The organism is Rhodococcus sp. KRD162 (assembly GCF_017168335.1).
Lineage (GTDB): Bacteria > Actinomycetota > Actinomycetes > Mycobacteriales > Mycobacteriaceae > Rhodococcoides.
Window position 1 is genome coordinate 231,459 of record NZ_JABFAU010000003.1, and the last position, 23,413, is coordinate 254,871.

Annotated in this window: 16 protein-coding genes; 10 read left to right on the forward strand and 6 right to left on the reverse strand. The window is 59.7% G+C overall.

Going from position 1 to position 23,413, the window contains the following annotated elements; genetic code table 11:
• Positions 1–1,452: 1,452 nt before the first annotated feature.
• Positions 1,453–2,409 carry a hypothetical protein gene (locus J1M87_RS03550; protein ID WP_206487869.1) on the forward strand — a complete coding sequence of 319 codons (957 nt, stop codon included), beginning with the start codon at positions 1,453–1,455 and terminating at the stop codon, positions 2,407–2,409.
• Positions 2,410–2,427: 18 nt separating this feature from the next.
• On the opposite strand, the gene J1M87_RS03555 is transcribed toward J1M87_RS03550, so the two are convergent.
• The 4 genes from J1M87_RS03555 to J1M87_RS28485 all read right to left on the reverse strand — a co-directional run bounded on the left by J1M87_RS03555 (position 2,428) and on the right by J1M87_RS28485 (position 5,661).
• Complete coding sequence (locus J1M87_RS03555; RefSeq protein WP_206487871.1) at positions 2,428–2,838, reverse strand: hypothetical protein; 411 nt, start codon at positions 2,836–2,838, stop codon at positions 2,428–2,430.
• A 61-nt stretch (positions 2,839–2,899) separates the two neighbouring features.
• A protein-coding gene (locus J1M87_RS03560) for an IS3 family transposase (protein WP_206487873.1) occupies positions 2,900–4,155 on the reverse strand; the annotation gives its coding sequence in 2 pieces (ribosomal slippage) (positions 2,900–3,882 and positions 3,882–4,155; 1,257 coding nt in all).
• A gap of 535 nt (positions 4,156–4,690) precedes the next feature.
• Positions 4,691–5,530, reverse strand: a complete 840-nt coding sequence (locus J1M87_RS03565; RefSeq protein WP_206487875.1) for a hypothetical protein — start codon at positions 5,528–5,530, stop codon at positions 4,691–4,693.
• A complete protein-coding gene (locus J1M87_RS28485; protein ID WP_241256307.1) occupies positions 5,527–5,661 on the reverse strand; it encodes a type I restriction-modification system subunit M N-terminal domain-containing protein in 135 nt (44 codons plus the stop codon). Before J1M87_RS28485 ends, J1M87_RS03565 begins: the two co-directional genes overlap by 4 nt.
• 333 nt (positions 5,662–5,994) lie before the next feature.
• Here J1M87_RS28485 and J1M87_RS29230 point away from each other — a divergent pair, with 333 nt between their 5' ends.
• The 9 genes from J1M87_RS29230 to J1M87_RS03610 all read left to right on the forward strand — a co-directional run bounded on the left by J1M87_RS29230 (position 5,995) and on the right by J1M87_RS03610 (position 20,057).
• Positions 5,995–6,993 carry a zinc-binding alcohol dehydrogenase gene (locus J1M87_RS29230; protein ID WP_206487877.1) on the forward strand — a complete coding sequence of 333 codons (999 nt, stop codon included), beginning with the start codon at positions 5,995–5,997 and terminating at the stop codon, positions 6,991–6,993.
• A 29-nt stretch (positions 6,994–7,022) separates the two neighbouring features.
• Positions 7,023–8,057 carry a DegT/DnrJ/EryC1/StrS aminotransferase family protein gene (locus tag J1M87_RS03575; RefSeq protein ID WP_206487879.1) on the forward strand — a complete coding sequence of 345 codons (1,035 nt, stop codon included), beginning with the start codon at positions 7,023–7,025 and terminating at the stop codon, positions 8,055–8,057.
• On the forward strand, positions 8,054–9,211 hold the full coding sequence (locus tag J1M87_RS03580) for a hypothetical protein (RefSeq protein WP_206487880.1): 1,158 nt from the start codon (positions 8,054–8,056) through the stop codon (positions 9,209–9,211). Before J1M87_RS03575 ends, J1M87_RS03580 begins: the two co-directional genes overlap by 4 nt.
• Complete coding sequence (locus tag J1M87_RS03585; protein ID WP_206487882.1) at positions 9,208–10,308, forward strand: LLM class flavin-dependent oxidoreductase; 1,101 nt, start codon at positions 9,208–9,210, stop codon at positions 10,306–10,308. Before J1M87_RS03580 ends, J1M87_RS03585 begins: the two co-directional genes overlap by 4 nt.
• A 25-nt stretch (positions 10,309–10,333) precedes the next feature.
• Positions 10,334–10,933 carry a deaminase gene (locus J1M87_RS29385; RefSeq protein ID WP_206487884.1) on the forward strand — a complete coding sequence of 200 codons (600 nt, stop codon included), beginning with the start codon at positions 10,334–10,336 and terminating at the stop codon, positions 10,931–10,933.
• Between the two features lie 345 nt (positions 10,934–11,278).
• Positions 11,279–11,551, forward strand: coding sequence for a hypothetical protein (locus J1M87_RS03595; protein WP_206487886.1), 273 nt, complete (start codon positions 11,279–11,281; stop codon positions 11,549–11,551).
• Positions 11,552–11,557: 6 nt separating this feature from the next.
• Positions 11,558–13,027 (forward strand): hypothetical protein, encoded by a 1,470-nt coding sequence (locus tag J1M87_RS03600; RefSeq protein ID WP_206487888.1) that lies wholly within the window; start codon positions 11,558–11,560, stop codon positions 13,025–13,027.
• Entirely contained in the window at positions 13,024–14,202 is a 1,179-nt protein-coding gene (locus J1M87_RS03605) for a hypothetical protein (protein WP_206487890.1), read from the forward strand. Before J1M87_RS03600 ends, J1M87_RS03605 begins: the two co-directional genes overlap by 4 nt.
• Positions 14,203–14,243: 41 nt before the next feature.
• Positions 14,244–20,057 carry a S1 RNA-binding domain-containing protein gene (locus J1M87_RS03610; protein ID WP_206487892.1) on the forward strand — a complete coding sequence of 1,938 codons (5,814 nt, stop codon included), beginning with the start codon at positions 14,244–14,246 and terminating at the stop codon, positions 20,055–20,057.
• A 718-nt stretch (positions 20,058–20,775) separates the two neighbouring features.
• Here J1M87_RS03610 and J1M87_RS03615 read toward each other — a convergent pair.
• Together J1M87_RS03615 and J1M87_RS03620 are read right to left on the reverse strand one after the other, a co-directional pair.
• A complete protein-coding gene (locus tag J1M87_RS03615; protein WP_206487893.1) occupies positions 20,776–21,690 on the reverse strand; it encodes a hypothetical protein in 915 nt (304 codons plus the stop codon).
• A 225-nt stretch (positions 21,691–21,915) separates the two neighbouring features.
• The gene (locus J1M87_RS03620) at positions 21,916–22,368 is read right to left on the reverse strand and encodes a hypothetical protein (protein ID WP_206487895.1); all 453 of its coding nucleotides are present in this window, start codon (positions 22,366–22,368) and stop codon (positions 21,916–21,918) included.
• Between the last annotated feature and the right edge of the window lie 1,045 nt (positions 22,369–23,413).

The window sequence follows — 23,413 nt, forward strand, 5'->3', positions numbered from 1 at the left end:
CAAAGAGGTTGCCTGGGTCCTGGCTAGGTTGGCGGGCGTGAACTCGCTCGAGGGTGGCGTAGCGGGAGCAGCCGCAGCACTTGTCGGCGCCGGGGCGTGGTGCGCTACACCGTTCGCAAGTTGATACTGGCACGGTTCTTCCGTCCGCCGCAGGCAGCGCGTGACGCTGCGGACTTCGCAGTCACGTACTTGTGTGACGAATCGGTACGCACGTTCTTCGAGCGTCCCGAGTTCGCGCGTGCGCTTGCGGGCATACCCGATGACTCATAGGACATCACGGCCCAGAAGTTCCGCGAAGCGACCGGATGGGACCTCAAAACCAGTGTCATCGCCGCCTCGATCGCGCGAAAATACCTGGCGGCCCATGACACTGGGAAGGCTTAGAGACCGTCACTGATCGAGATGGCCCTGCTTCTACCACTGGAGCAGGGCTAAGACGGATTCTTCGAGACGACCGTTCTGTCTGTATGCGCTGTCACACCGAACCCGTGATCGTCTGCGCACCGAAGGACTTCAGGTGACGATGTCGAACAATGCATTCGACGAGTTGGACGTCAAAGTGCAACGCGCACAAGCCGTTGTGCGCGAGATTCGTGGTGTCGGCCGGGCCGGTGGTATCACCGTCGAGGTCGACTCGTCGCACTGCATTACCGGATGCCGACATCATCATGGCTGCCTGTCGAGCAGCGCTACTCGACAAGCAACCGCGATTGGACGAAGCGATGCGGGATGTTCTCAGCGACCCCGATTCCCAGGCAATAACCTCGTTCGTCGACAGCACGCCGCCCGCACACAGGCTGAACCGGCCCACCCGGCGCAGACTCTCGACGACGACACCTACTTCTACAGCATCCGACAGGACCCGCTCGGTCGGAATCGTTGAACAGCAGCGCAGCCGATCGACGCCGCCAGGGCTCGATCGGTGCCAGGGCTCGATCGGTGCCGACAAGGATCGATCTGGAAGTCCCGATTCGCAGGATCCGAGCGGAACCGAGCTCTGTTGAGGACGAAAAAAGGCGGCCCCGAATTTTTCGGAGCCGCCTTGTGCACTGCTATGTGTCGGGCTGACAGGATTTGAACCTGCGACCACTTGACCCCCAGCTAGATTGGTCATACTTCGATGGACCCACCTGCACATACTGCACCGCCCCTGACCAGCGAGTTACGTGCACGGCAGTACATGTCGATCCACCCCCGATTGCACCGAATAGTGACACGCTCGCGGCACGCTCGAATACCGATCACTCCAGGTGTGTCCACCACGCGCCCCAACACACCACGACGATCCACCGCCGCAAAAAGCGACTGCACCGTCGACCCACGGCAGCAGTTCCAGTTCGTCTACAACGGTCACGAGGACGACTAACCCCCGCTCGACACAATGATCCGCGCCCACCATCTGTCGTACCTCCTCCGTAGACTGGCACTCAACGGCTAGCGAAGGGGGCCGACATGAGTCCGTCGGACAAGTACGACGCTGAGAGCATCCGAAAGATGCGCGAAACCGCAGCCTCAGCAGCAGTTCAGATGCCCCAGCACTATCTCGACCCCCACATGGTCAGTGCGATGTCCAGCCTGGCGCAGACCGCCAACGCGTTCGGCAGTCATCGCGATGAGATGTTCAAGCAGATGGCTCCTGCAATGGCCTCGTTGGCCGAGGTCAGCCGATACAAGACAGACGTACTTGCACCAGGACTCGGGCGCATCATCGCGTCCATGGACCAGGTCAATTCGGTGACCGAGCAGTTCGCCTCGTCGCCCGCCGTGCAGGCGATGTTCAACTCGGCACAAACTCAATACGCCGTCGACTCGGTGATCTCCCCCGAGATCGTCAACGCGATGGCCGACGTGATCAACAAGAGCGTCGACACCAGGCAGTTCGCGCAGAACTTGTTGATGTCTCCCGGTATCACCAACGCCATCAAGAGCATCGAAGCGGTGAACCTACAGGTGAACAGCTTTGCGGAGACGTACGCGAAGACGATGGCCCCTGTGATGGAGAGCTTTCGCGTCGGATTTCAGGGAACCAAGATCTTCGACGACTTCGACTTCTCAGCGCTGGACGACGTCGACGAAGAGGCGTTCGAGGGCTTCCTCGACGAGCACCCCGAACTCGAAGAGACCTATGAGTCGATCGAGCAGTCCATGGTCGAACACGGACTCATCAGCGAGGGGACGTTCGCAAAGGTAGGCGCACGCTTCAAATCGTTGAGGATCGCCAAGCAGGCCGCGATCGTGCTGCTCTTGTTTTCACTCGCGACGGTAATAACGGTCGCGGGCAGCAACCTTCCTGAAGATCGCCAGGACGACGCGCTGGCGTTTGGGACGGTGCTCGCTCTGGTGTACGGCGTGTATGGGGTTCACGTGATGATAAAGAGCACGAAGCCTCAGAAGCCCGCTACAGAGTAGGCCGCCCCACGCGGAGCCTTACTCTTCCTGCCCCAATTCCGGTACGCCTAGTGCTGCCGCCACCAACACGGCGAACCCAAAGTAGTAGTGGCTCAGGGAACTCATAGTCAGCTGGCAGCAGTACTTGTGGTACCGCTCGTTGAACGGGTCACCGTTGGTCAGGTCTGCTAGCTTCTCGCGCTGGTCTCCCCAGTGGAGTGTGTCGCCGTAGTTGAACTTGCGGATCAAGTCCTCTGGCACCACACCTTTGAGCGGCAACGGATGTTCGGGCTTGAGGTTCTTATTCAGCCGCTCGGCGATCATTGTTGGAGCGGCTTTCTCGTTGAGACGAGCACGAGCCTTGCGCCACTGCTTCAGTGTGGCCCTCACCGCAGCCAGATCGTCTGGATCAAGGCCCGCCGCGTTCGCCGCTCTGTTGATGACACTCAAAGCCTTTTGCCAGCTGGCCGTCTCACCGTCGTTGTGAACCGTCCCGGGTTTCGTGCCGCTCCTACGCTTGCAACATCTCCGGGCGGAGTGCCGATTCTTGACTGTAGTAGACCTCCTCGAATTCGTCCGGTGTGAGGTAGTCGAGAGTGCTGTGGAGGCGGCGTTGGTTGAACCAGTCGACCCATCCCATCGTGGCGAACTCGACATCGTCGATGGTCTTCATCGGCCCGGTAAGGAACGGACTCCGCTTCGATACCGCCTCGGTCTTGAACAACCCAATCGTGCTCTCCGCCAACGCATTGTCGTACGCATCCCCGACACTGCCGATCGATGCCGCAATACCCTCCAGCACAAGCGTTTCCGCGAACGAAATCGACGTGTACTGGCTGCCGGCGTCGCTGTGATGAATGAGCCCCGAGCCGACGCGGTGCCCACCGTGATCGCGTCGCCACAGGGCCATCTTCAGCGCCGTGGTGACCATCGCCGTGTCTTTGACCGTCGAGGCGTGCCAACCGACGATCGCTCGCGAGAAGCAGTCGATGACGAACGCGACATAGACGAACCCCGCCCACGTTCTGGTGTAGGTGAAGTCGGTGACCCACTTCCGATTCGGGGACTCGGACGTAAAGTCACGGTCGAGCAGGTCAGGGGCCCGGGTGGAGTTCTTGCCGCCGTGGATCGTGGTGCGGTGCCGTTTGCCTCGAACGACGCCGGACATACCCTCGTCGCCCATCAGGCGGTCGATCGTGCAGGCGGCCGCGTGATGGCCCTTCCTGCGTAGGTGGCGGTACATCTTGCGGCGACCGTAGAGCTCTTCCGGTTCGCCGACCGTGTCACGGAGAGCGGCGGTGAGGTAGGCGTCGGAGACAGTGCGAGCCGACGGTGGTGCGGTCTTCCAGTTGCGGTACGGGCGTGGGGCGACCTGTACTCCGTGCTCGGTGAGCACGCGGCAGATCGACTCGACCCGGTAGTTCTGTGCACGCATCTGATCGATGAACTGGACTATCTGCGGCGGCGAGGGTCGAGCTCCCTCGCGAAGAAAATCGAAGCCGACTTCAGAATCTCATTGGCTTCCTTGAGATCTCGGTTCTCACGCTCGAGCACCATGATACGTTGCTGCTCTTCGGTCGTCGCACCGGGAGCTCGATTGGCATCAATCTGAGCCTGGCGTGTCCAGAGCCGCAGTGACTCCGCGCCGACGCCCAGTTTCGGTCCGATCGCCTTGCACGCGCCGTACACGGAGTTGTACTCGTGGAGATGGTCGAGGACCATCTTCACCGCACGCTCACGTTGCTCAGCCGGGTAACGCTTCGACATACGCTTCATCCTTCACAAAGAACGAAGCGGCATCAAACCCGGGACGGTTCACCAGGTGTAGTTCGTGCCCTTCTGCTCCTGGATCACCGCCAAAGTCATCCAAGTAGCGTTCCCATGAGTGGGTCGGCTGAGCTCGTCGTACGCAAGCTCGTGGGCGAAATACCTTTCGATCAGCGCGCGATTGTTCCCAACCGATGGCTGCCGTGCGACTCCGCTGAACGCCGATGCGGTCCTCGCGCGCCACCTTCGAGGACGGTCGCTATCACCTGATCATCCACCCGGCCACCGCTCGAACGCAGGACGTCCGGGCGAGCGGGTCGCAGACACTGCTGAGGGCATCTCTTCGAAGGATCCGCACCGCTTCGGCACGTTGGGGATCTGCTGGTCGGAGGCGCACCGCCGAGGATTCTGAGGACGACCAAGACGGATCTCAAACCGTGCCGGACTACCATCACAGATCATGTAAATGGTTTCTGCACAACATTTCTCAGCTGTACGAACTCGTGCACGATCACGGCAACGGATAGAGGTCGCTTCAATCGAGCAGATCAAATCGAAGTTTGCCGACAATCTCCGTCGGGTCAATTGCGACACCGACCGCGTAGTCGACTAAGGTCCGCAGCTGTTCGTCGAACTTTGAACTAATTACGAACACTGAAACAGAATGTTCGTACCATTCAGGATCAAAGGCCGTATGAGCGATTCCACTCTGTTCCAGTTCTACAGCCAACTCACCTATCCGCGCTTCCGACTCCTGAGTACGTCGACTCAATTCTGGAACGGTCAACCCCCAATCCCGATTCCGGTGTGCGTACTTGATCGCTACAGCTAGCAGCATCCGGGCATTTTTAGTCACACCAGCTAGGACCTCGCCGAACTCGCGCCAGTACCGCACACTGTCCTGTGCCTCTTCGACATTCAATCCTAATAAAAAGAAGTCGCACAGCGCGGCCGTAGTCTTCGCTGGAACCAGAATGTCCGCCGCGGAGCGGTCGAGGATTTCCTCCAGGAGCATGTTGTTAAAGCCCATGCGAAACGGCCGCTCGTGATCGCTCTTTAGCTCGCGCATGCGCTCGACCGGATACTTTTCGACATTGTCCGAAATTCGGTGGTGGATTCCACACATCAGCATCAAATTTGACTCGTGCCGACGTTCCTCATTCGTCGAGTTTGGGTTAAACCGTTCACCATCCGTCATAGCTGCCTCTATATGGCAGAGTTCGCCGACGTACTGGCCATCTTGGAACATCGCGGTGCCGCAGTCCGGAAACGCACATTGGTTCCCGGAGTAGAGGTACACCGTTGCCAGGGTGTCTTTGGTTGGATCCAACCGTTTAACTACTTCATCCGGCACTGTGGCTTTTCGATCGCTCATGCTTCATCGAGGATGCAGTCGAGGCGGCGCAGGATCGTGAGCGGGAGGATCACGTCGCAGTAGTGGTTCGGCCGGTAGGGGTGCCGCCGTTCGTCGGTAATCAAACAGATGAAGCTACCAAGGGTGCTCACAACGCTCCTTATTAGGCTCACTCAACCGATCACTGTTGGACGCTCGCAGTGCGCGTTTCAGCACGTGACGCACGGCCGCACCAGCCCGACCGTCACCAATCATCGCGCATCACGACATCACTTGTAGGTTCTCATCTTCGCCGTCATGCGCGACCTGGACTTTCTCACGAAATTGTCGCCCGTGAATTCTCACCAAGTTGTCCCCACAAGGTTGGCCAGCCACGCGCGGAAAAAACTACTATGGTGTTCACGACACGTGTGAACGAGGACACTGGGGGACGGTTGTCGAAGCGGTTAGTCGTGCGGGGACCAGGCCAGCTGGGGTTCGACGAAGTGGGCGAACACGACATTCGCGAGGGCCAAGTCCGCTTCGAAGCAGTGGCTACAGCGGTCAGCGGTGGGACTGAATTGATGCTCGTCGACGGCCGGGCTCCTCGATCAAGCTTTAGCTGGGACGCTGCGCGCCGACTGCTGGCACCACGAGCCGATAACGGCGGTCTGTACCCGGTCAGTCTTGGCTACCAGTTCGTTGGGCGGGTTACCGAAGTGGGACCGGGTGCCGACGACAGGTTCACGGTTGGTGAGCATTGTTGGATTGATGCGGCACACCAGGACTCGCTGGTCATCGACCTGTCAGATCCCCCGCCAATTCGGAAGGTTAACGTCGACCCGATCTGGCACGCCGCGTATCTACCCCTCGTGCGCATCGCTTTGGGGGCAGTCCATGACGCACGTCCTCTGCTCGGCGACCATGCCGCAGTGTTCGGCGGGGGGATGATTGGCTTGCTCAGCGCACTCTTGCTTGAGCGCGCTGGTGCCGCCTCCGTAACGCTCATCGAACCCGGCGCAGCGAGACGCTTGGTGGCCGAGACTTTGGGTTTTCAGACCGTCGACCCGAACATCTCTTCGGCAAGTGTTTTGCTGGAAGATTCCGGCCGGCGTCCTGACGTTGTCATCGAAGCGACTGGGTCCTATGCAGCATTGAACCAGGCAGTCCGGACAGTCCGGTCACACGGTTCAGTCGTATGCGTGTCGTCCTATGGCAATCAGGACTCGGAACTCGTACTCGGACATGAGTTCCACCGCAACAGAATCACGCTGCTGTCGTCCATGACAGTCAACGGGTGTGTCCATCGAGAGGCCCCCCGGTGGGATCTCGAACGTCTGATACTCGAGTCTCTCCGGCTGATCGAAACCGGCGCGTTCCCGTTCGGTGCCATGGGCGTTGAAGTTGTGCATTTCGACGAGGCTCTGACCGCCTATGACCGCCTTCGCAACCCTGCCTCGGCTCCTGTGTCTGTACGATTCGTGTTCCGGGGCGGTCGAGGTTGACGACCCATTCGGTAGACCTCCAGTACCTAGTGAGGGCACTGAACGACCCTGACTCGTCTGGGCGCTCACAGCTCGTCCGAGAATATGAAGAAGCACTGGCCATTACCTTCGATGCGCCTCAGGCGGTGGCGGTCAACTCAGGCAGCGCGGCAATCGAGACCGCTCTCTACGCTGTCGGCGTCACGCCAGGGCGGTCTGTTTTGGTTTCGGCGGCAGCCCCACTGCCTACCCTTATGCCGATCATTGCCTCAGGTGCGCGGATCGCGTTCGTAGATTCCGTCGTCGACAGTCCTGGCATGGATCCAGCAGACCTCGCGGTCCAACTTGACAAGAACCCCGATTGCGCAGCTGCGGTCGAGGTTGCACTCTGGGGGTACCCGCTTTCACATCAGGAGGAGGTGGCGTCCCTTTTAGCTGCGGCGCGAGTGCCGCTAATTGAGGACGCCGCCCACGCACATGGGTCGACCGTTGCAGGAAAGTCAGTGGGCACGCTTGGAGCTATCGGTTGCTTTTCAACCCACCGAATGAAGCTGCTATCGACCGGGGAGGGGGGGTTTATCCTCACTCATTCTGTTGAGCTGGCCGACAGCATCCGCCGCTACTCAAGACTATCTAATCTCGACGGAATTCATTCCGCGCGAAACTTCAAACCGTCCGCGTTCACCGCTGCCGTCGGACTGACGCGTTTAAGCGCATTCGCCGCAGAGGTCTCGACCCGACGGGCCAAGGCCGCATTGTTGTACCAACTACTGCCGGCACCACTTAAGCGGGAGGTCGGTCACATCGGTGCCCCCAATTACTACAACCTCGTGGTCCTCGTTGACGACCAGGTCAAGGCTAGTCGCCTGCACCTCGCACTCCGAGTGGCCGGAATCGAGACCGACCCCGTTCGCTTCCGCTACCGGCCCGGCACCGAACATCAAATTACTGGCCAGTGGGCCCGAGATTGTCCCAATGCACGGCGGCTCGTGGCTTGTGCCATTCAGCTACCAGTCGGTCCTACTGACGATCCTGTGCAAATAGCCAATTCCGTTGCACAGGCATGGAACTCACTATGCGAGTGACTGTCGACTTCGACGGCGTACTGACGGAGCCATGGACATCCCCCGAGCTCGACGGCCTGGACGGCCACATCCTGCTCATCTCCGCGCTCTCAGTTGCGTCGGCCCGCCCAAGACCCGGTATCCGCAGTCTGGTGGGATTCCTTAGCACCTTCGCCACAGTCGAAGTGCTCACAGCTCGCCCGTCGTCTCAAGCCCCGGACATCACCGCTTGGCTGCGCGAATGCATCCCTGAGATTGCTGATTCACCCGTCCACTCCTGCGCTATGGAACTCAAGCCCGACTTCCTTTACTCCGAAGGCATCGCCTTGCACGTCGATAACGATGAGAGAGCGAGAGTGTCCGACGGGCCGACGTGCATCATATGGGGGCACCAGACCACTAAGGAACTCCTACGGGAAGCGTGCTACATCCTTTCGCGCGTTCCTGACCTGCGTGTGGCGGGCAAGCCGGTTCGTCGGTTGGAGGAGCTTCCCTCGCACAGCTCCACACCGGTGTATCGGGTTGAGACACTGACCACTTCGCTAAAGCTGCGGGTCGTTGAAGACGCAATTCAGTCGCAAAATCTCCGGCAAATCCACGCAGTAGCAGCAAGCGACCGTCACCTTTCGGAGATGCTCCGCCCCGAACAGGCCAGCTCACCGACTGGCATCCACCTTACTGAGTACGTTCCGGGACAATCTGTTGCCTCGAGACGGCCGTGCACCGATTGGGATGTGTCGCGGCAGGTTGCACGATGGTTGGTCACACTGCACGAGGCAACGGCACGCGCGGATGGGACGTGCCTGATTTCGTGTGCTTGTGACGCATTTAATCTCTGCATTGACGATGTTGGCGCGGTTCGCATCATTGACGCGGGCGATGCATGCTGGGGAGCGCGATGGATCGACCTAATCTGGTCGGAGCAGCTTCTCGGGCCCTGGATTGGCGGCTCTGATGAGCTGTTTGAGTCGTACATGGAATTTGCGACAGAGCGGCCGAGCAACGATGACGTCACACGGGCCATTGCCGGTTACTATTTCCGCCTCCATTCGGTTCTTCGATCGGCGATCCACGCTCGAAGGCGCGATGAAGTGGACCTGAGAGCCTTGAAGATGGTGCGGCATCGGCGCGCAACACCGCCTACCGAGTCTCTCCTACGGAAGTGGGCGCGATGAAGTATCTCTATTACACCTCGGTCCCGTGGCCGCACCTGGAACGTCAGTTCGGGTCGTTCCCACACAGCAACAGGGGGCTAACGGCCGAGCAAATGCGTCACCTTCTCCAAGAATCCGTGGATCTCCTCGTAGAAGCCGAGGCGGCAGGATTCTCGTGGCTTGGAGTCGGCGAGGAGCACATGAATGCGTATGGGGTCGTGCCCAACCCAACTTTGCTACTCAGCGCCGTTGCTGCTCGCACATCCGTAGCGTCGCTTGCCGTGCTCGGCAATCCCATCCCGTTGCTCAACCCAATCCGCGTGGCCGAGGAATACGCATGGCTGGACGTCTTTTCGGGCGGGCGACTTGTCGCAGGTTTCCCGCGTGGCGTTCCCCAAAACTTCGCAGCATACGGGCTCGACAGCGAAGGCTCACGCAGCAAACTCGCTGAGGGCATAGCCCTAGTGCGAAAGGCCTGGACGCACGAAGGCCCGTTCACTTGGGAGGGGCACCACTTCAGCTATCCATCCATTTCTATCTGGCCCCAGCCACTGCACCAGCCAGAGCTCGTTATGTCGTGCAAGTCTCACGAGTCAATCGCGCTGGCAGTGGCCCACCGCGCCGTAATGGCCGAGATTTATGTCAAGAACCAAGATGTGTTAGAGAACTTCCGCAGCGCAAAGCGCACCTACATTGATCTCGCGGAAATGAGCGGATGGGAACCGGCGGCGTCGTCGTTCTGCCTCAGCTTGCCCTGCGTAATCGCTCCTACCGACCAGGAAGCGTATGAGGTCGCAGACCGAGGCTTGGCTTACCAGCGCACAATGTTGACCGGCACCTACGAAAAGGAGAAGCAAGCCCTCACCAACACCTACTTCGGTGGCAAGCAGGTGGGTACTTCCGGGTACGACGGCTTGGCTGCAAGGCTTGGGTACGGCGGTATAATCTGCGGTAGCCCCTCAACGGCCATCGAGCAAGTTCGACGAACAGTTGACGCCTATGGCGTCGGCGTAATGGGCCTCCAAATGCAGTTCGGAGACCTGGACGTCAACGAAATTCGACAAAGTATCGCTTTGTTCGGGGCGCAAGTGAGGGCGAGTGTTGAGAAATTCAGTTGACGCCGGTCCACTCTGGGCCCACCTCATGGGTTTTGCGTGGAAGTCATTCGAGACCGGCGGGTACGGAGTCGCTGCGGCTGTCGTCTCGAACACTGAACTTATGCCGCTTGTTGGCACTAACTCGGTCGGCCAACGAGCATCCCAGAGTGACATCTTGTTCGATAGCCCATTAGCTCACGCCGAGATTAATGCGTTGCTCAGGGCCGGGGGCTCGGCAAATGGCGGCGTGCTCTATACGACGCTCAGTCCATGCGAGATGTGCATCGGAGCCGCGGAGATCGTTCGGACCGGCAGAGTCGAGTATCTGGGCCATGACCCAGCTTGCGACTCTTTGCTCCAATCGGTCGGGTACGGCGACGATAGGATCCTCGCCGCGGTGAGCCCGGTCGGCATCGAGTGGGCCACGCTCGCGGAAATCCTCCCCTTGACCCGCTCCCTGTTGAGGCGGCCCAGTCAGGCGAGCAAGACAGCCGCGGCATACGCGCTCCGCAACCCGGAGCTGCTCTCCGCAGCCCGTTGCCTTGCGGAGTCTGGAGATGTGCTTTCCTCTCTAGGCGGATCGCCGCAGCTGGCAGTCAAGGCACTTTCTGCACTTAAACCAACGAATCCAACCGGTCACTTCTAGAACTGTGACCACTGGGACGCAGACAGCCTAGGGACTCTCCTGCGAAGTCTCCGCTTGTGTTCCCGAAAGAGCTTGAACAGGTGCGCAGGATGTAACTGACCTGTCACATCCTGGACAACTCAACAAGTCCCGTGCATAGCGCACACGATTGAGAATCAACTGGCATGATTAAACCCAACAGGGCCTGAGGGGCGGGTTCAGTATCGGGGGAAAAATATGGCTTGCGGCAACAACCACGTCAGTCGCGACTACCTTTCGTCGCAACCCTCGTCTGTTAAGACCGCCGCGTCTGCACTTGCTAAGGCTCAGGTCGAGGCAACCGTCGCCGCTCATCGCCTCCCTGCCGTGAGCATCGACGGCAGCAGATCGCGTCAGGCGTTTCAGTCGCGGTCAGCAGAGGGGCAAGTCGACTATTTCGTCGGTCCGGACGGACACCAGACCCACAACCCGGAACTGCACGTTCACGTCATTCACAAGGCCGAGGGTAAAGTCACTTTGGAGATTACTAATCGGCGTGACAAGACGCGGTCTTCGCAGATCGAACTTGAATCCCCGGATGGAAATCAAGTTCGCGACGCCGAGCTTGCCTTGGCCGAAATTCTACGCTCGTTGCAGTAGTCATCAATGAGCGACGCATTGCCTCTGAATCGGGCGACCGATCAGCTCCCGTTCGTGTACGCGACCAAGTGGAAGCAACCTGTGCGGGAACTACTCCTTGCGCCTGAAGGATTTGGGACCTCGCACGTTCTTGCCGAAGCCCTCCATCTGATCCCTTCGGATTGGCGCGGTTCGCTTCTACCACTCTGCCTAATCGACGAGGACAGCATCGCTGTCGTAGCCGTTGACGCAGCCATCCCTGGAACTCGCGAAGGGCACGTCTACCGTCTGCATCTGTCAAAGGTGCCGCCGAGACTACAACTTCGGTTGCTCGACATCGATCCACTAATTTACGTCGCTTCTCTCGATGAGGAACTCGCTGCGAGGCCAGTCGGACTCCGGCGTGTCCTCGATCAGATAGGACCCGCATACGAGTTAAGTCATCTGAGAAAGGAGAAGCGTCCGCGCGACTTCGTCGTTCGTCCAGTGCGAATCGCGTGTCAAAACGTCATTGTTGCACTGGGGGCGATAGCCCACGACTCCAGCTTCGACGGGCTCACTGTCCCTGCTTGGCAAACATGCGAGCTCCCACACGTCGCAACCCACGAGGGGAACCGTGCCCTCGCAGCTCTTACACTCTGCGATGCCTTTCAAAGTGGGGGCACGATGGAGATTCGATTCGACCGAAAGGCTCGAATCGTCCACAAGGGTCGTCCGCTCGACCTAGATGGGCACCCGGAGAAGGCGGTGCCGGCAAGCCTGCGGCGATTCGGTCGGGCCGTCGGCGTATCACTTGGCTCTGACGATCCGGCCACGATCAGCCCCCGAGAAGCCCGCGACCTCTTCCTAGCGATTACTCCTATGCCCGACGGATTGCGAGGACGCGTGAGTGATGCTGTACACAATCGCGGAATCGCTCCGGAGCGGATCTGCTTCCTACTCCTCTCCCAAGTCTGGCGCGAGATCGAGATGGATTACATACTTGCCACTACCGGACGCACTACCTCTATCCTGAGCGGCGGTGCCCAGTGGACCGACCGGTTCGCGCGGCAAGCCGAGGCTGAGATCTGCCGAGGTGCGGTGACCACTGGCATGCTGTTTCGTCGGCTGAACGCCACTGACAATGCAACTGGCGGATGCGGAGTCGTGCGCGTGGTCGAGGACCGCACGAAGGGAATTAGCTGGGAGCTCAGGCCCGAGGTGGGCGCGGTTACGCTAACCGGTCTCGACCCGTCCGAGCCCGTCCCGTGGACATTCCTTGCTGCGGGCGTCCAGACACTCACTGTTTTCCCCCGTAGCGCAATCAGCGCTGAGATAGTTCGCGAGATCGTCGAAGCCGACGTGCCTGGCGATTCGGCGATCCTGACCCCTGCGGATACTGAACTTAAGGGTGAGGTGCCGTCGCAGATTCGTGTGTTGAGGTGCCCCGATCGCCTCGCCGACATCGATAAGTCCGTAGAGGACCGGCTTCTGAAGTCAAGGATTTCCCGGGGATGAGCACCGAGCGCGCGTGGGTGATCGGGCTACCCAACGATCCGTGGACCAATAGCCTGGTCAATGACATTCGCTCCGCCTCAGATCGTGCTCGCAAGGCTGAGCCCGGTGACCGGGTCGACATAGCACGCTTCGAAGCACTTGCCACACGTCTTGAACTGGCGGCGATGAGCCACCTCGATGGCAGACGGATCTCAGTTGCTCTCCCCCACTGCGGGCCGACGATGCTCTTCGGCCAAGATTCTGGAAACTGGTCATCCGGACTCTCCGCCGACATCGTCGACGCCGCTAGCGGCCTTGTCTCAGAGGGACTCGTCCCAGTCCTTCTCGCTGCCTCCTACGCACCGGGGGATACCGCTGCGGCATTTCTCGGCGGAGCAGATGCTCCCGCCGAGACGTGGGCTGCGGATAGTGGAGTTTTCGGCGGGCGAGCAGTCGAAGCAAGATTCCGTGCTCAGATCGTAGAAGCTCTCAACCCCGGTACAGACCGACGTGTGCCCATCTCACCGAGCGGCATCAACCACGCAATCGTCACTGAAATTCTGAGGGAGTTCGTCGCCTCCCAGCCCGGCTCATCCAAAACCAACGCGCCCGTTGAGTACCGTGACGGCTCCAAGTCTGCCCATCCGTTCCCATTGCGTGCGTTGCCGATTCTCGACAACCTGCCGCCGGCGTCGTTGGATCTGCGGTTCGCGCTCTTGTCGATCAGGCACACCGAAATGGATGCGGTAGTGAACGGCGCTTGGCTCCGCAATGCAGAGATCTCCCGACCTCGACCTGCTGCACTGACAGATGACCTCGTGTACGACATTAGCCTTCGGCAGCTTGGCGAACTCTGTCGGAACGAGACTCACGTGCGATTGCGCATGTACCAAACAGGCCTTGAGACAGCAGTCGTCGGCTTCTACCGCGCCTTAACGACCCACCTAATGATGTTTCCGGGCTCGGTATCCGTACAACCGATGTACTACGTGGCAGCGCCGAACCCGAAGAAGACCTCTACGGAGGGGGGTAACAAGCCCGGGGTAAGCGCGGGCTCGGGACGTGGCGACCGAAATCCACGCAGCCCCAACGGCGACGTGGACTGCGCGGGTGGTCGGGACGTTGACTCAGCCCAAGGCCAGAGCCCCGTCATCGAGACCAGCACCTTCCGGAAGGGGACCATGTGGATGGCGTAAATAGTAACGAAAAGCCGAAACGCGGTATGTCGGCCTCGCACATGAGGTCCTTTGCCTGCAAGGACTGCGAGCGAGAGGTCGACGGGCTCCAAAAGGAGCTTGCGCTTTGTCAAAGTCGCGGGGCGAGCAAAACCGAACTCAAGAAGCTACGCGCGAAGCTACGAACACGCCTGGAAAAGGCGACTTACAACGAGAACTGGGCACGCAACCTTGTTGAACGAGGTGGGTCGCGGTCGGACCGCTGCAAGGACCATCGGGCAAGGCATCGTGTCGACATCCAAGGATTGGCGGTTGCCTATATTGATCTGACGACGGTCTGCGAAGTCGCGGACCGCGCGAATCCGACAGGACCTCTCGGCGGCCTTGGTCCTCTTCCCGCCACGCACGAAGAGGTCGAGGGAACGAGCTACGATCTCGAAACCGTCCGAGTTGGAATGACCGATGAACATGTTCTGGAGATGGTCACAAAGCTTCGCGAGAAGCAGGTTCTTATCCTCAAAGCCGGTACTGGAACCGGAAAGTCGACGTTCGCGCCCTACCGGCTGATGGATCCACCGCCTGACACGCTGAGAAACGTCCCTGCCGGCGCGGCGTTCGCCAAACTGACCGAACTGGGTCCGATCATCGTCACCGAGCCGCGCGTGCAGGCAGCGATGGGAGTGGCCTCCTTCGTTGGAGGCGTAATGTCGGGCGCTGGCGGCGTTGGCCCTGGCTACCCCGTGGGCTACCAGGTGTCCGGGGACAGGAACCACGACGAAGCCTGCGAGCTGATCTATGTCACCGACGGAACAATGATCAACTGGCTCCGCGAAGGTCGCCTGAGCCGAATCGGAACAGTGATCATCGACGAAGCCCACGAACGTAGTACCAATATCGATTTCATCATGGGCTACTTGAAGCGCGAGCTTCCGAGATACCCACATCTACGCGTAATCGTGACCTCTGCGACGTTCAACACAGACTTCTACCTTGAGTACTTCGGAGGTCCGGCGAATACCAACGTCATGGACATTCCACCAGAGAAGACGTTTGGCTACGGAATGCCGTTCTTCCCCAACCTCGACGCGCCGGAGGAAGGAGAAGATCATGTGCTTGCTCGATGGAGCAATACCGCACTTCCACTTACCGCTGGGGCTCCGCGGGACGAGGTCGACTTCGTTAGAACTCACTGGAAGTCGCAGTTCGCTGAGCCGTTACGGTACCCGGACGATGTCGCCGACAAGGCAGACGATGGATTTGTCGAAGACGTCTGGGAGACGACGCGGCTGATCTCAGAACTGCGGTTCAGCGGAAAAATCCCCATCGACGAGTGGAGGGACAGGATGCCGGGCGAGATGGCTAAGTTCGTCATCAAGCTTGCTCGCGGCCTGGACGAAGCCGGTATCTATGGAGACGTCCTCGGGTTTCTCCCTACGAAACGAACAATTGAAACTGTGTGCGAGGAGATCGAACGCTCGCTTGGCCGAGCTTACAAGGACCAGGTCTTCCCATTAATTTCCAGCCTGCCGAAGAATCAACAGAGGCGCGCCCTCGCCAAACGAAAGATGGGAGATCCTCGCAAGATCGTCATCTCAACGAACCTCGCTGAAACGTCGCTAACCGTTGAAGGTGTCCGATTCGTCGTTGACAGCGGAATCATCGCCCAATCCGAGTGGAACCCAGAACTCGCGCAGGGGAGTATTCCGACCAAGCCGCACAGTCAGGCGGGAATCATGCAGAGGTGGGGCCGAGTCGGGCGCAAAGAGCCCGGCTGGGTGTTCCCGTTATACACAAAAGCTCAGTTTCTCGACCTCGCCGAAGACACTTCGCCCGGATCTACTCGGGACAACCTCGAAGCGCTCGTCATGACAGCCAAGACTGGCGGGATCGACGATGTACTCGGGTTCGATTGGCCTGCCGCGTTCCAGCCAACCGCGGTTGAGCTCGATGAAGAGGCAAGGCAGGCAAGCGATGTCTTTGTAAGGGAACTGCACCGCGCAGACCACGCGCTGCGTGCCAGTGGTGCCGTTGACAAAGCAGGCCACCCCACATCCTTCGGGAAAGAACTGGCTCGATTCCATGGACTGGGGTCAACCTCAAGCGCATTAGCAATCATGTACGCCGATCGACTGGCCTGTGTGCCGGAAGTCGCGACCGCTATCGCGTTGTTAGAAGACACACGGCTTATCGGTCAAAGCGGCCTCCTATCAGACGACTCTGACTGGCCCGACGATTGGCGTCTAGAGGCCGCCGAGCGTCATCGCGGGCTCGCCACCCTCTGCGAAGACGAAGCAGAACTTGTGCTGCTCATCAGCGCAGCGTGGGAGTGGTCCGATCCAGGCCGGGCACCTTGGGAGGACTCGATCGCGCGTCAGGACTGGGCACGTCAGTGGTGGGTCAATCACGCGGTGCTCTTAGACGCCGCCCAGAAGCGCAGGGACGTTCTCGCCGCTCTCTCGCCCGCTATGAAGGAGGAAGTCAAGCGGTTCATCGAACCGGCCCTAATCAACCGAGCCCGTGGAGCACTGACCCGAGCGATGGCTGCCTACGCCTTCGTCCGACGGTCTGAAAACGTCTACGTGGCGGCGAGCGCACCCTCTTTAGTCGTCAAACAGGCAGCTGATGCCTCTATCGGATTACCCAACTCTGACTCGCCCACTAGCGACGCCTCGAGTACGCCATCCACACCTACGCACGCGTCTCGTGCATTCGTACTCGAAGAGGACTCGCTCTTCAAGCCGCGCTCAGAGCACATCGTCGCTTTGCGGCGGCGTGAGTCTCGGCTAGACAACAGGATCTCATCGCTAGTCATAGCCCAGGAATGGGCTATGACTAAGCCGGACGAAGAGCAGCCATCGAGCATCGTTGACGCTATGCAGATGGTGATCGCAGCGTCTAAGTACGCGCCCGCCGATCCAACCAAGAACGAGGCGCTCCACTACATCCAAGCCTGGCCGGTTGGTCAGCGTGTCCAACTTGAACTGGACGCCGGTGAGGGGACGACGACGGCTAGAATAGTTGCTGCGCCTTTCACGCCGTTCCCGAGGCCAAAGTCAAGGGAAGAACGGGGCAACGATGTAGGGCGCGGCAGACCTTCGCGGCCGTTGTCGATGGTCGAGGAGAGCTCTAGGGACGACATCGCCACCGAGATCCACCTCGACCAGCGGCGTGGCTACGACGACGAACGCAGCGAACAGGCCGAGCTCCTCCGGGCCGAACTAAACACTGGGATGTTACAAGCCTGCGCCCAGTGCTTCCCGTGCCGCGACGACCGACCAGAGGACTGCGAGCGGCAGAGCAGTCCAACTCTGCCCGGCAGGCGCGAAGATCTCCTCGCCCGGTGGAGAAAACACGCCACCCGTGGGTTTGACGCTTCGACACCGCGGGTCCAGCTTGAAGAGGCATCAATTGAGTCCGCCGGTTGGTACGAGGTGACCGGGTATGCACGCGACGACAACGGGTTCCTCGTGACGATTCGGCCTGATTGGCGTCGGGGCGAGAACAGCAACGCCGGTCAGCACCCAGACCTGGATGCGGGCGACCCGGTGGACGTCCGAGTTGGACAAGTCCTCAGACACCACGGCGGTTTCTTGCGCGCTTTCGATCGAGTAGACGACCGAGGACGTTTCATTCTCGCCGAGGCCCGCAGTCGATACGCCAACGAGCAGATTCGACGGCGCGAGATTGCGGTCAGTCTCGATCGAGGTAACTCTGGCCTCTTGGAGAATCTGACCCTCGACAGCGTCGTCAAGGCAACGGTCGTCCCCGCGCGCGCCGAGGGAACGTTGACTATCACCCTCTTAGAGCTTCTACACCAGCACTGGGCAAAGGCGCAGCTTGGCCGCGGTGCAAGCAACGAAGTCCTGCAACAGCGCGGACGCAATCAACGAAGGGAAAGAGTCTACAGCGCGGTCTTCGATACACCCGTGAATGCCAACGGTTACATAACCGCTCGTCTACTTCATCAAGATAGCGAACTCGGGATCACTCACAGATTCGACTTCTACGTGAAACCCCGGCCTGATGGCGATGAAAGTCTCGACGGGACCTGCGGAGCCGAAGACTCCAGCGCAGACTACCAACCCGCCGAAGGCGACCCAGTCATGGTCAAACTGCAAAGCGATCGCGCGAGTCTGGACGTCAGTGGCCTCAGTGTCGAAGGCCTACTTGCAATCAGGGCCCAGCAAGCTGGCCAGCTGACGATCAACGGGGTTCCAGACGAGAACCGCACGAAGGGACGGAATGATTCAAAGCGACCGCGCAGGAGCCACGTCGGCGATACACCCACATCGAACGCTGGACCCGTTAAAGCCAACAAAGACCTAACTTGGGACGACGAACTCGCACCTCCCGGTACAGCGGTGCTTGCTAAAACCGAGAGGCCGCTTTCCCGATCCGCTGCTGCAGCGCTTGTCGGACTCAGCGACGACCCAGACTGGCCCAATGAGGTGTGGTCATTCTGGGCGCGCACCCATCATCTCCGCGTCGATGACCGCACCCCTTTCATTGCAGGCACGCTCACGGAACCGTTTGAACTGCGCGCGACAGTACATATTGAGGAGTCAACCCCAGCGGAGCAGCTAAAAGCGCAACGCGCCGAATTTTCGATGGCGCACCCGGTTAACAGCATGGTCGAGTGCGAGGTCAAATCCATTGGCACTAGTGGCGTTGTTGTAGACCTCGACGGCGGCGTCGAGGGGTTCATACCGCTGGGCGAGTTATCGTGGGCCAACCGGATCAGACACCCCGATCAGGTTGTCGCTCTTGGAGACACGCTGCGTGGCCTCGTTGTCGATATTCCTAATTCACCGGGACGACCGCGGCTATCAGCCAAAGCACTACTTCCTGATCCTTTCGAGGCCTTCGAGCGGCGCTACCCGCCAGGAGCGCGGGTAACAGGCACCGTCAGCGGCAGCATTGATGGCGTCGTCTTCATAGATCTTGGCGACAACTTGGATGGATCGATCCATATCTCTGAACTCGACCACAAAAGGTTAGGGAGCGCTGCAGACTTCTTGGATACCGGCGCCGCCATCGAGGTGGAAGTCCTCAGCTTCGACAAACGCGCTCGCAGGGTGAACCTATCGCGGAAGCGAACACTCCCCCACCCCTACGACGAGTTCAAGGGTCAGCACAACCTGGGCGAAACGTTGACCGGCGATGTCGACCGAGTTACGGCGTCACACGTGAACTTTAAAGTCGGAGCGATCGACGCGGTCGTCCACGTCAGTAATTTGCGCTGGCAGCGAACTGATGACGCCACCACTATCTACGCTGTAGGTTCAGTCCTCACGGCTCGGCTGATTAGGTTCAACGACGCGAAACGGCAACTGGAACTGTCTGTGAAAGCCCTCCTTCCAGAGCCATACGAAGTTTTTAAGCGTCAGTACCGAGTGGGGGTCGACGCAGACTTTACTGTCACTCGCGCGTCGAAGACGCACGTGAACGTGGTTCACGCGCACGGAAGTTCCGGTGTCCTACACGTCAGCCAGCTTGAACATTCGCACGTTGACGACGCATCGTCGAGGTTTGGTGAGGGCGACAGCCTCAGAGCCAAGGTCCTCAAGTTCGACGACGAGCGCCGGCGGGTCGAGCTGTCGATAAAGGCGCTGCTGCCTGAGCCGTACCCAGCATTCAAGGCCACCACCCCGATCGGCTCAGCGGTTGCCGCCGAGATCTTTAGCTTAAATGAGCACTTTGCCTACGCGAGACTTCCTGGCGGAGTCGACGCAAGCATCCACGTCTCGCAGATCTCAACTACGCGGGTGGGAAAGCCGTCGGACGTTCTCAGCAAAGGGCAGCGACTCACTGGCGTCGTGGTCGGCTTCGACGATCAACGAAAGCACGTGCAGCTGTCGCTTCGGCAGACACCATAAACACTGAATGGACCGCCCACCTGCGGATGTAGGTTCACCGAGTTACTGGTCGCTATATCCGGATTGTGTAGTTATTTTGCGGCTAGCGCTTGTAAAGGCGATCCGACCCAGTTGTCATGACCGCCCAAGTGGCACCAACGGTCTCGCCAAGCGCGGTGAACTCGTCGGACGTGGCGTAGCTGGTGCCTGGCGGCAGGTGCAGGTCAAAGCGGCTGCGGCCGGAACGCAACGACTACCACGAATAGTTCGCGCTGCGCTGGCCGCGAAGAGCGGCGAAGCCGCGGCGAGCGTTTACGAACCGGGAATTGGCGCCTGTCCCAGTTGACAACCACGGAGCAAAGAGTGCCCCCAGACTCACGCTCCCCACCCGTGGGCGCCGGCCCGCGCCAGTTTTAGCTGCGTCGAGGGGCGGCCGTCGGCGATCCAGTCGGCTGCGGAGCGGTCACCAAGTTCCGACTGTGGGCTAGGTTGCCATACAACCTTGGCGACGGCTGGCCTGCCCTTCCCCGACCAATGTGCGTGGCCGCTGGTGTCGTAAAACGGACCGCCGACCTGGTCGTAGAAAATGACTGGTGGCAGGGCTGCGGCCGTGGGCCGGGCAATTCCCGCGACATCGCCGAAGACCTCGACATGCACACCAGCGGTGACACGTCATTGGGAAAGGGTTACGCGGTGTCCAAGCAAGAAGCAAAACGCAGTTGGTTTGGCAGGTCCCGACTCAACGTTCAGGCTGCGGGTCCTCCGATGTGTCTATGCTGACATTGGCAGACAGATGATCGACGCCGACACGCACGGCCTCACACTTCACATTCAGCGTGTCCCACGTAATCAGTTCAATGGACAGTTTTTCACACATCACGCGGAGCACTTCGTCTCGATCCAGACCCCAGAACGCGCAAAGTCGGTCACTTGCTGCGATGCATACGTCCATGCCAAAGCAGAAGTTCCTCAGCGTTGCGCACCATGTGTAGTTCGTGCCCTTCTGCTCCTGAATCACCGCCAGAGTCATCCAGGTAGCGTTCCCATGAGTAGGTCGGCTGAGCTCGTCGTAAGCGAGTTGGTGGGCGAAGTACCTTTCGATCAGTGCGCGATTGTTTCCAACCGATGGCTGCCGTGCGACTCCGCTGAACGCCGATGCGGTCCTCGCGCGCCATTTTTTCCAGTCGCCGATGAGTTTCGTCGCCCCGGCGTCGTTCGACGATCTGTACTCCTGGAGGCTGGACTTGAATAAATCGTGCGTCCGGAGGACCCGCACTTTCCACCCGATCTCAGGATCGGCGAGGAACATTGCCTTCGATGCATGCTCTGCCGCCGAGCGCGCAAGCGCTGCCGACCCGATATGCATCGGGTGGTCCTTGCGGATCAACTCGCAACATGACAGAAGCGCGTCACCGCAGGAGATGACATAGAACTTCGCAAGCCGATGAGCAGTCAGCAAGGGGCCCTCCACGTCCGACTCGCTGCCTACATCTGCATCGATAGCGTCGATCGACTGAACATCGGGTTCGCGGTAGATCGGAGTGAAATGCGCTGCGGCCAAACCGAAGTAAGCTACGACTCGTCCGACTTCCGTAGCAAAAGCAGCGAATTCCCGGACACCCTGAAGCGAATTGGGAAAGTTTTCATCGATCATGGGGCAAGCGTACGGACTGCTACTCAAGATTCCTTTCACTCGGCGTCCACACACGAACGGCGGTCAACGACTCCGTCGGACTTGCAGTGCTCGTCTATTGTCCCGAATACAACGACTACGTCCGAGATTAAGGGGAGCGAGTCGAATCGTCGCACCGCATGGGCTCCCTCTAACGGGCCGTAACTTGGTAGACGTGCAGTTTGGCCTCGGACGGTGACACTTTGTCTACATGGTGCTGGCAGCGATGGTGACCTCGACTGAGGTTGAATCGGCGGGCGCAAATCCAGTGATGAATGGCGCTTCCCTCAAGGTACCGTCAGCGGGAATCGCGCTCTGCGTGTACGCGAAAGTGCCGCCGACGATCGTTCCGCTGTCGTCCCGGAAGACCATATAGATTCTTGCTGGTGAGTCGACCGGTTCCGAGCTATTCGACTGGGCCGTCAAAGCTATACGAGGTGAGTAGCCATAGCCACCGATTGTTGCTTCGCCTGTCACCACAACGGGTTGCTGCGAGCGATTGGGAGTCTGCCCTGGGTCGGTGGTGATCTCGAGTTCAGCGATGTCAGCTGAATCTATGAAGGTACCTCCGATGTAGGAATCGGCACCGGCCGCAACGTAGCTGCCGAGCCCGCTCTGGCTTGTCTCAAGGGGAGAACCGTTCGCGTCGATCGCCGTCACAGTCACCGACGGTTGCGAGGCTGCTGGCCCGGTGTTGCGGACACGGACACCGTAAGAAACTTGGGTGCCGCTCTCGGAAAGAGTCCACCCACTCTCGACGACCTCCGCTGATATGGGTGTGCTGCGATCGGCACCCCGCGGAGCTGTGGAAGGAGTCGTCGTCGCGGATTGACTATTGGACGTCGTAGCAGCAGCGGTTCTAGTCGAAAGTTGACTGCTAGATGCACTGGTAGGCAACGCTTTATCCGCTGGGTTGTCTGACGCGCACCCCGCCAAAGCCAGAAGTGCGGCGCAGAACAATGTGGCTGATGTAGCGATTCGAGGGTGTGGCGAAGTCATGGCGTCTCCTAGCGTCTGATGCGCTCGAACAAGCGCCGTCACACGAACCTACGCCGCACTATCATGCGTTTCCCAGAGAGCGCGACAGCGGCCGGCACCTATGAAACCAGCAGACGCTGATGGATCGGCTCGTGATGACCCGCCCTGTTTCGCACGAACACCAACCTCTGAAGCCGCCGCTCGACCTCCCGACGACGCTGCCGCGCATCCGAAGCGCCATGCGGAAACGCACCAAGAAGCGCCCGCACCCACAACGACGTCAAAGACCGCGACGCCGCGAGGTACCGCCAGCGCCACAGCGCAACTCGGCGACCAACTTCTCATGCACCTCGCTCGGCCGCCGACAAGCCGCACATCCACGTGCTTCGATGACGTCGCGCCGACCCCACTGATCAACCGGCACGTGATCGAACCAACCGATGTCCCCCGCTTGCGCTTTTGAATCACTGCCGGTCTTGAGGTCCGCGTCTACGGCACCGCCCAGACGAAAGGGTTCGACTGGGATACTGCTCCTTACGCCCACGACGTCGCCTTTGTGGTCGATGGCGTGACTTATGGACCGGCACCCGTGAGTGAACGTGGTTGGGTCCCCAGGTAGAAGTCCAGTGTCTGTGTGAGTTTCGTGTCCGAGAATGGACACAGGAGGAAATTCACGAATCATGGCACGCAGACACACCCCCGAGCAGGTCATCGCCAAAGTCCGGCA

What these genes read in the sequence shown, in the direction of transcription:
- J1M87_RS03550 (WP_206487869.1), top strand. Translation starts at nt 1,453, where the DNA reads ATGAGTCCGTCGGACAAGTACGACGCTGAGAGCATCCGAAAGATGCGC.
- J1M87_RS03565 (WP_206487875.1), bottom strand. Translation starts at nt 5,530, where the DNA reads ATGAGCGATCGAAAAGCCACAGTGCCGGATGAAGTAGTTAAACGGTTG.
- J1M87_RS03585 (WP_206487882.1), top strand. Translation starts at nt 9,208, where the DNA reads ATGAAGTATCTCTATTACACCTCGGTCCCGTGGCCGCACCTGGAACGT.
- J1M87_RS29385 (WP_206487884.1), top strand. Translation starts at nt 10,334, where the DNA reads ATGGGTTTTGCGTGGAAGTCATTCGAGACCGGCGGGTACGGAGTCGCT.
- J1M87_RS03600 (WP_206487888.1), top strand. Translation starts at nt 11,558, where the DNA reads ATGAGCGACGCATTGCCTCTGAATCGGGCGACCGATCAGCTCCCGTTC.
- J1M87_RS03605 (WP_206487890.1), top strand. Translation starts at nt 13,024, where the DNA reads ATGAGCACCGAGCGCGCGTGGGTGATCGGGCTACCCAACGATCCGTGG.
- J1M87_RS03610 (WP_206487892.1), top strand. Translation starts at nt 14,244, where the DNA reads ATGAGGTCCTTTGCCTGCAAGGACTGCGAGCGAGAGGTCGACGGGCTC.
- J1M87_RS03615 (WP_206487893.1), bottom strand. Translation starts at nt 21,690, where the DNA reads ATGATCGATGAAAACTTTCCCAATTCGCTTCAGGGTGTCCGGGAATTC.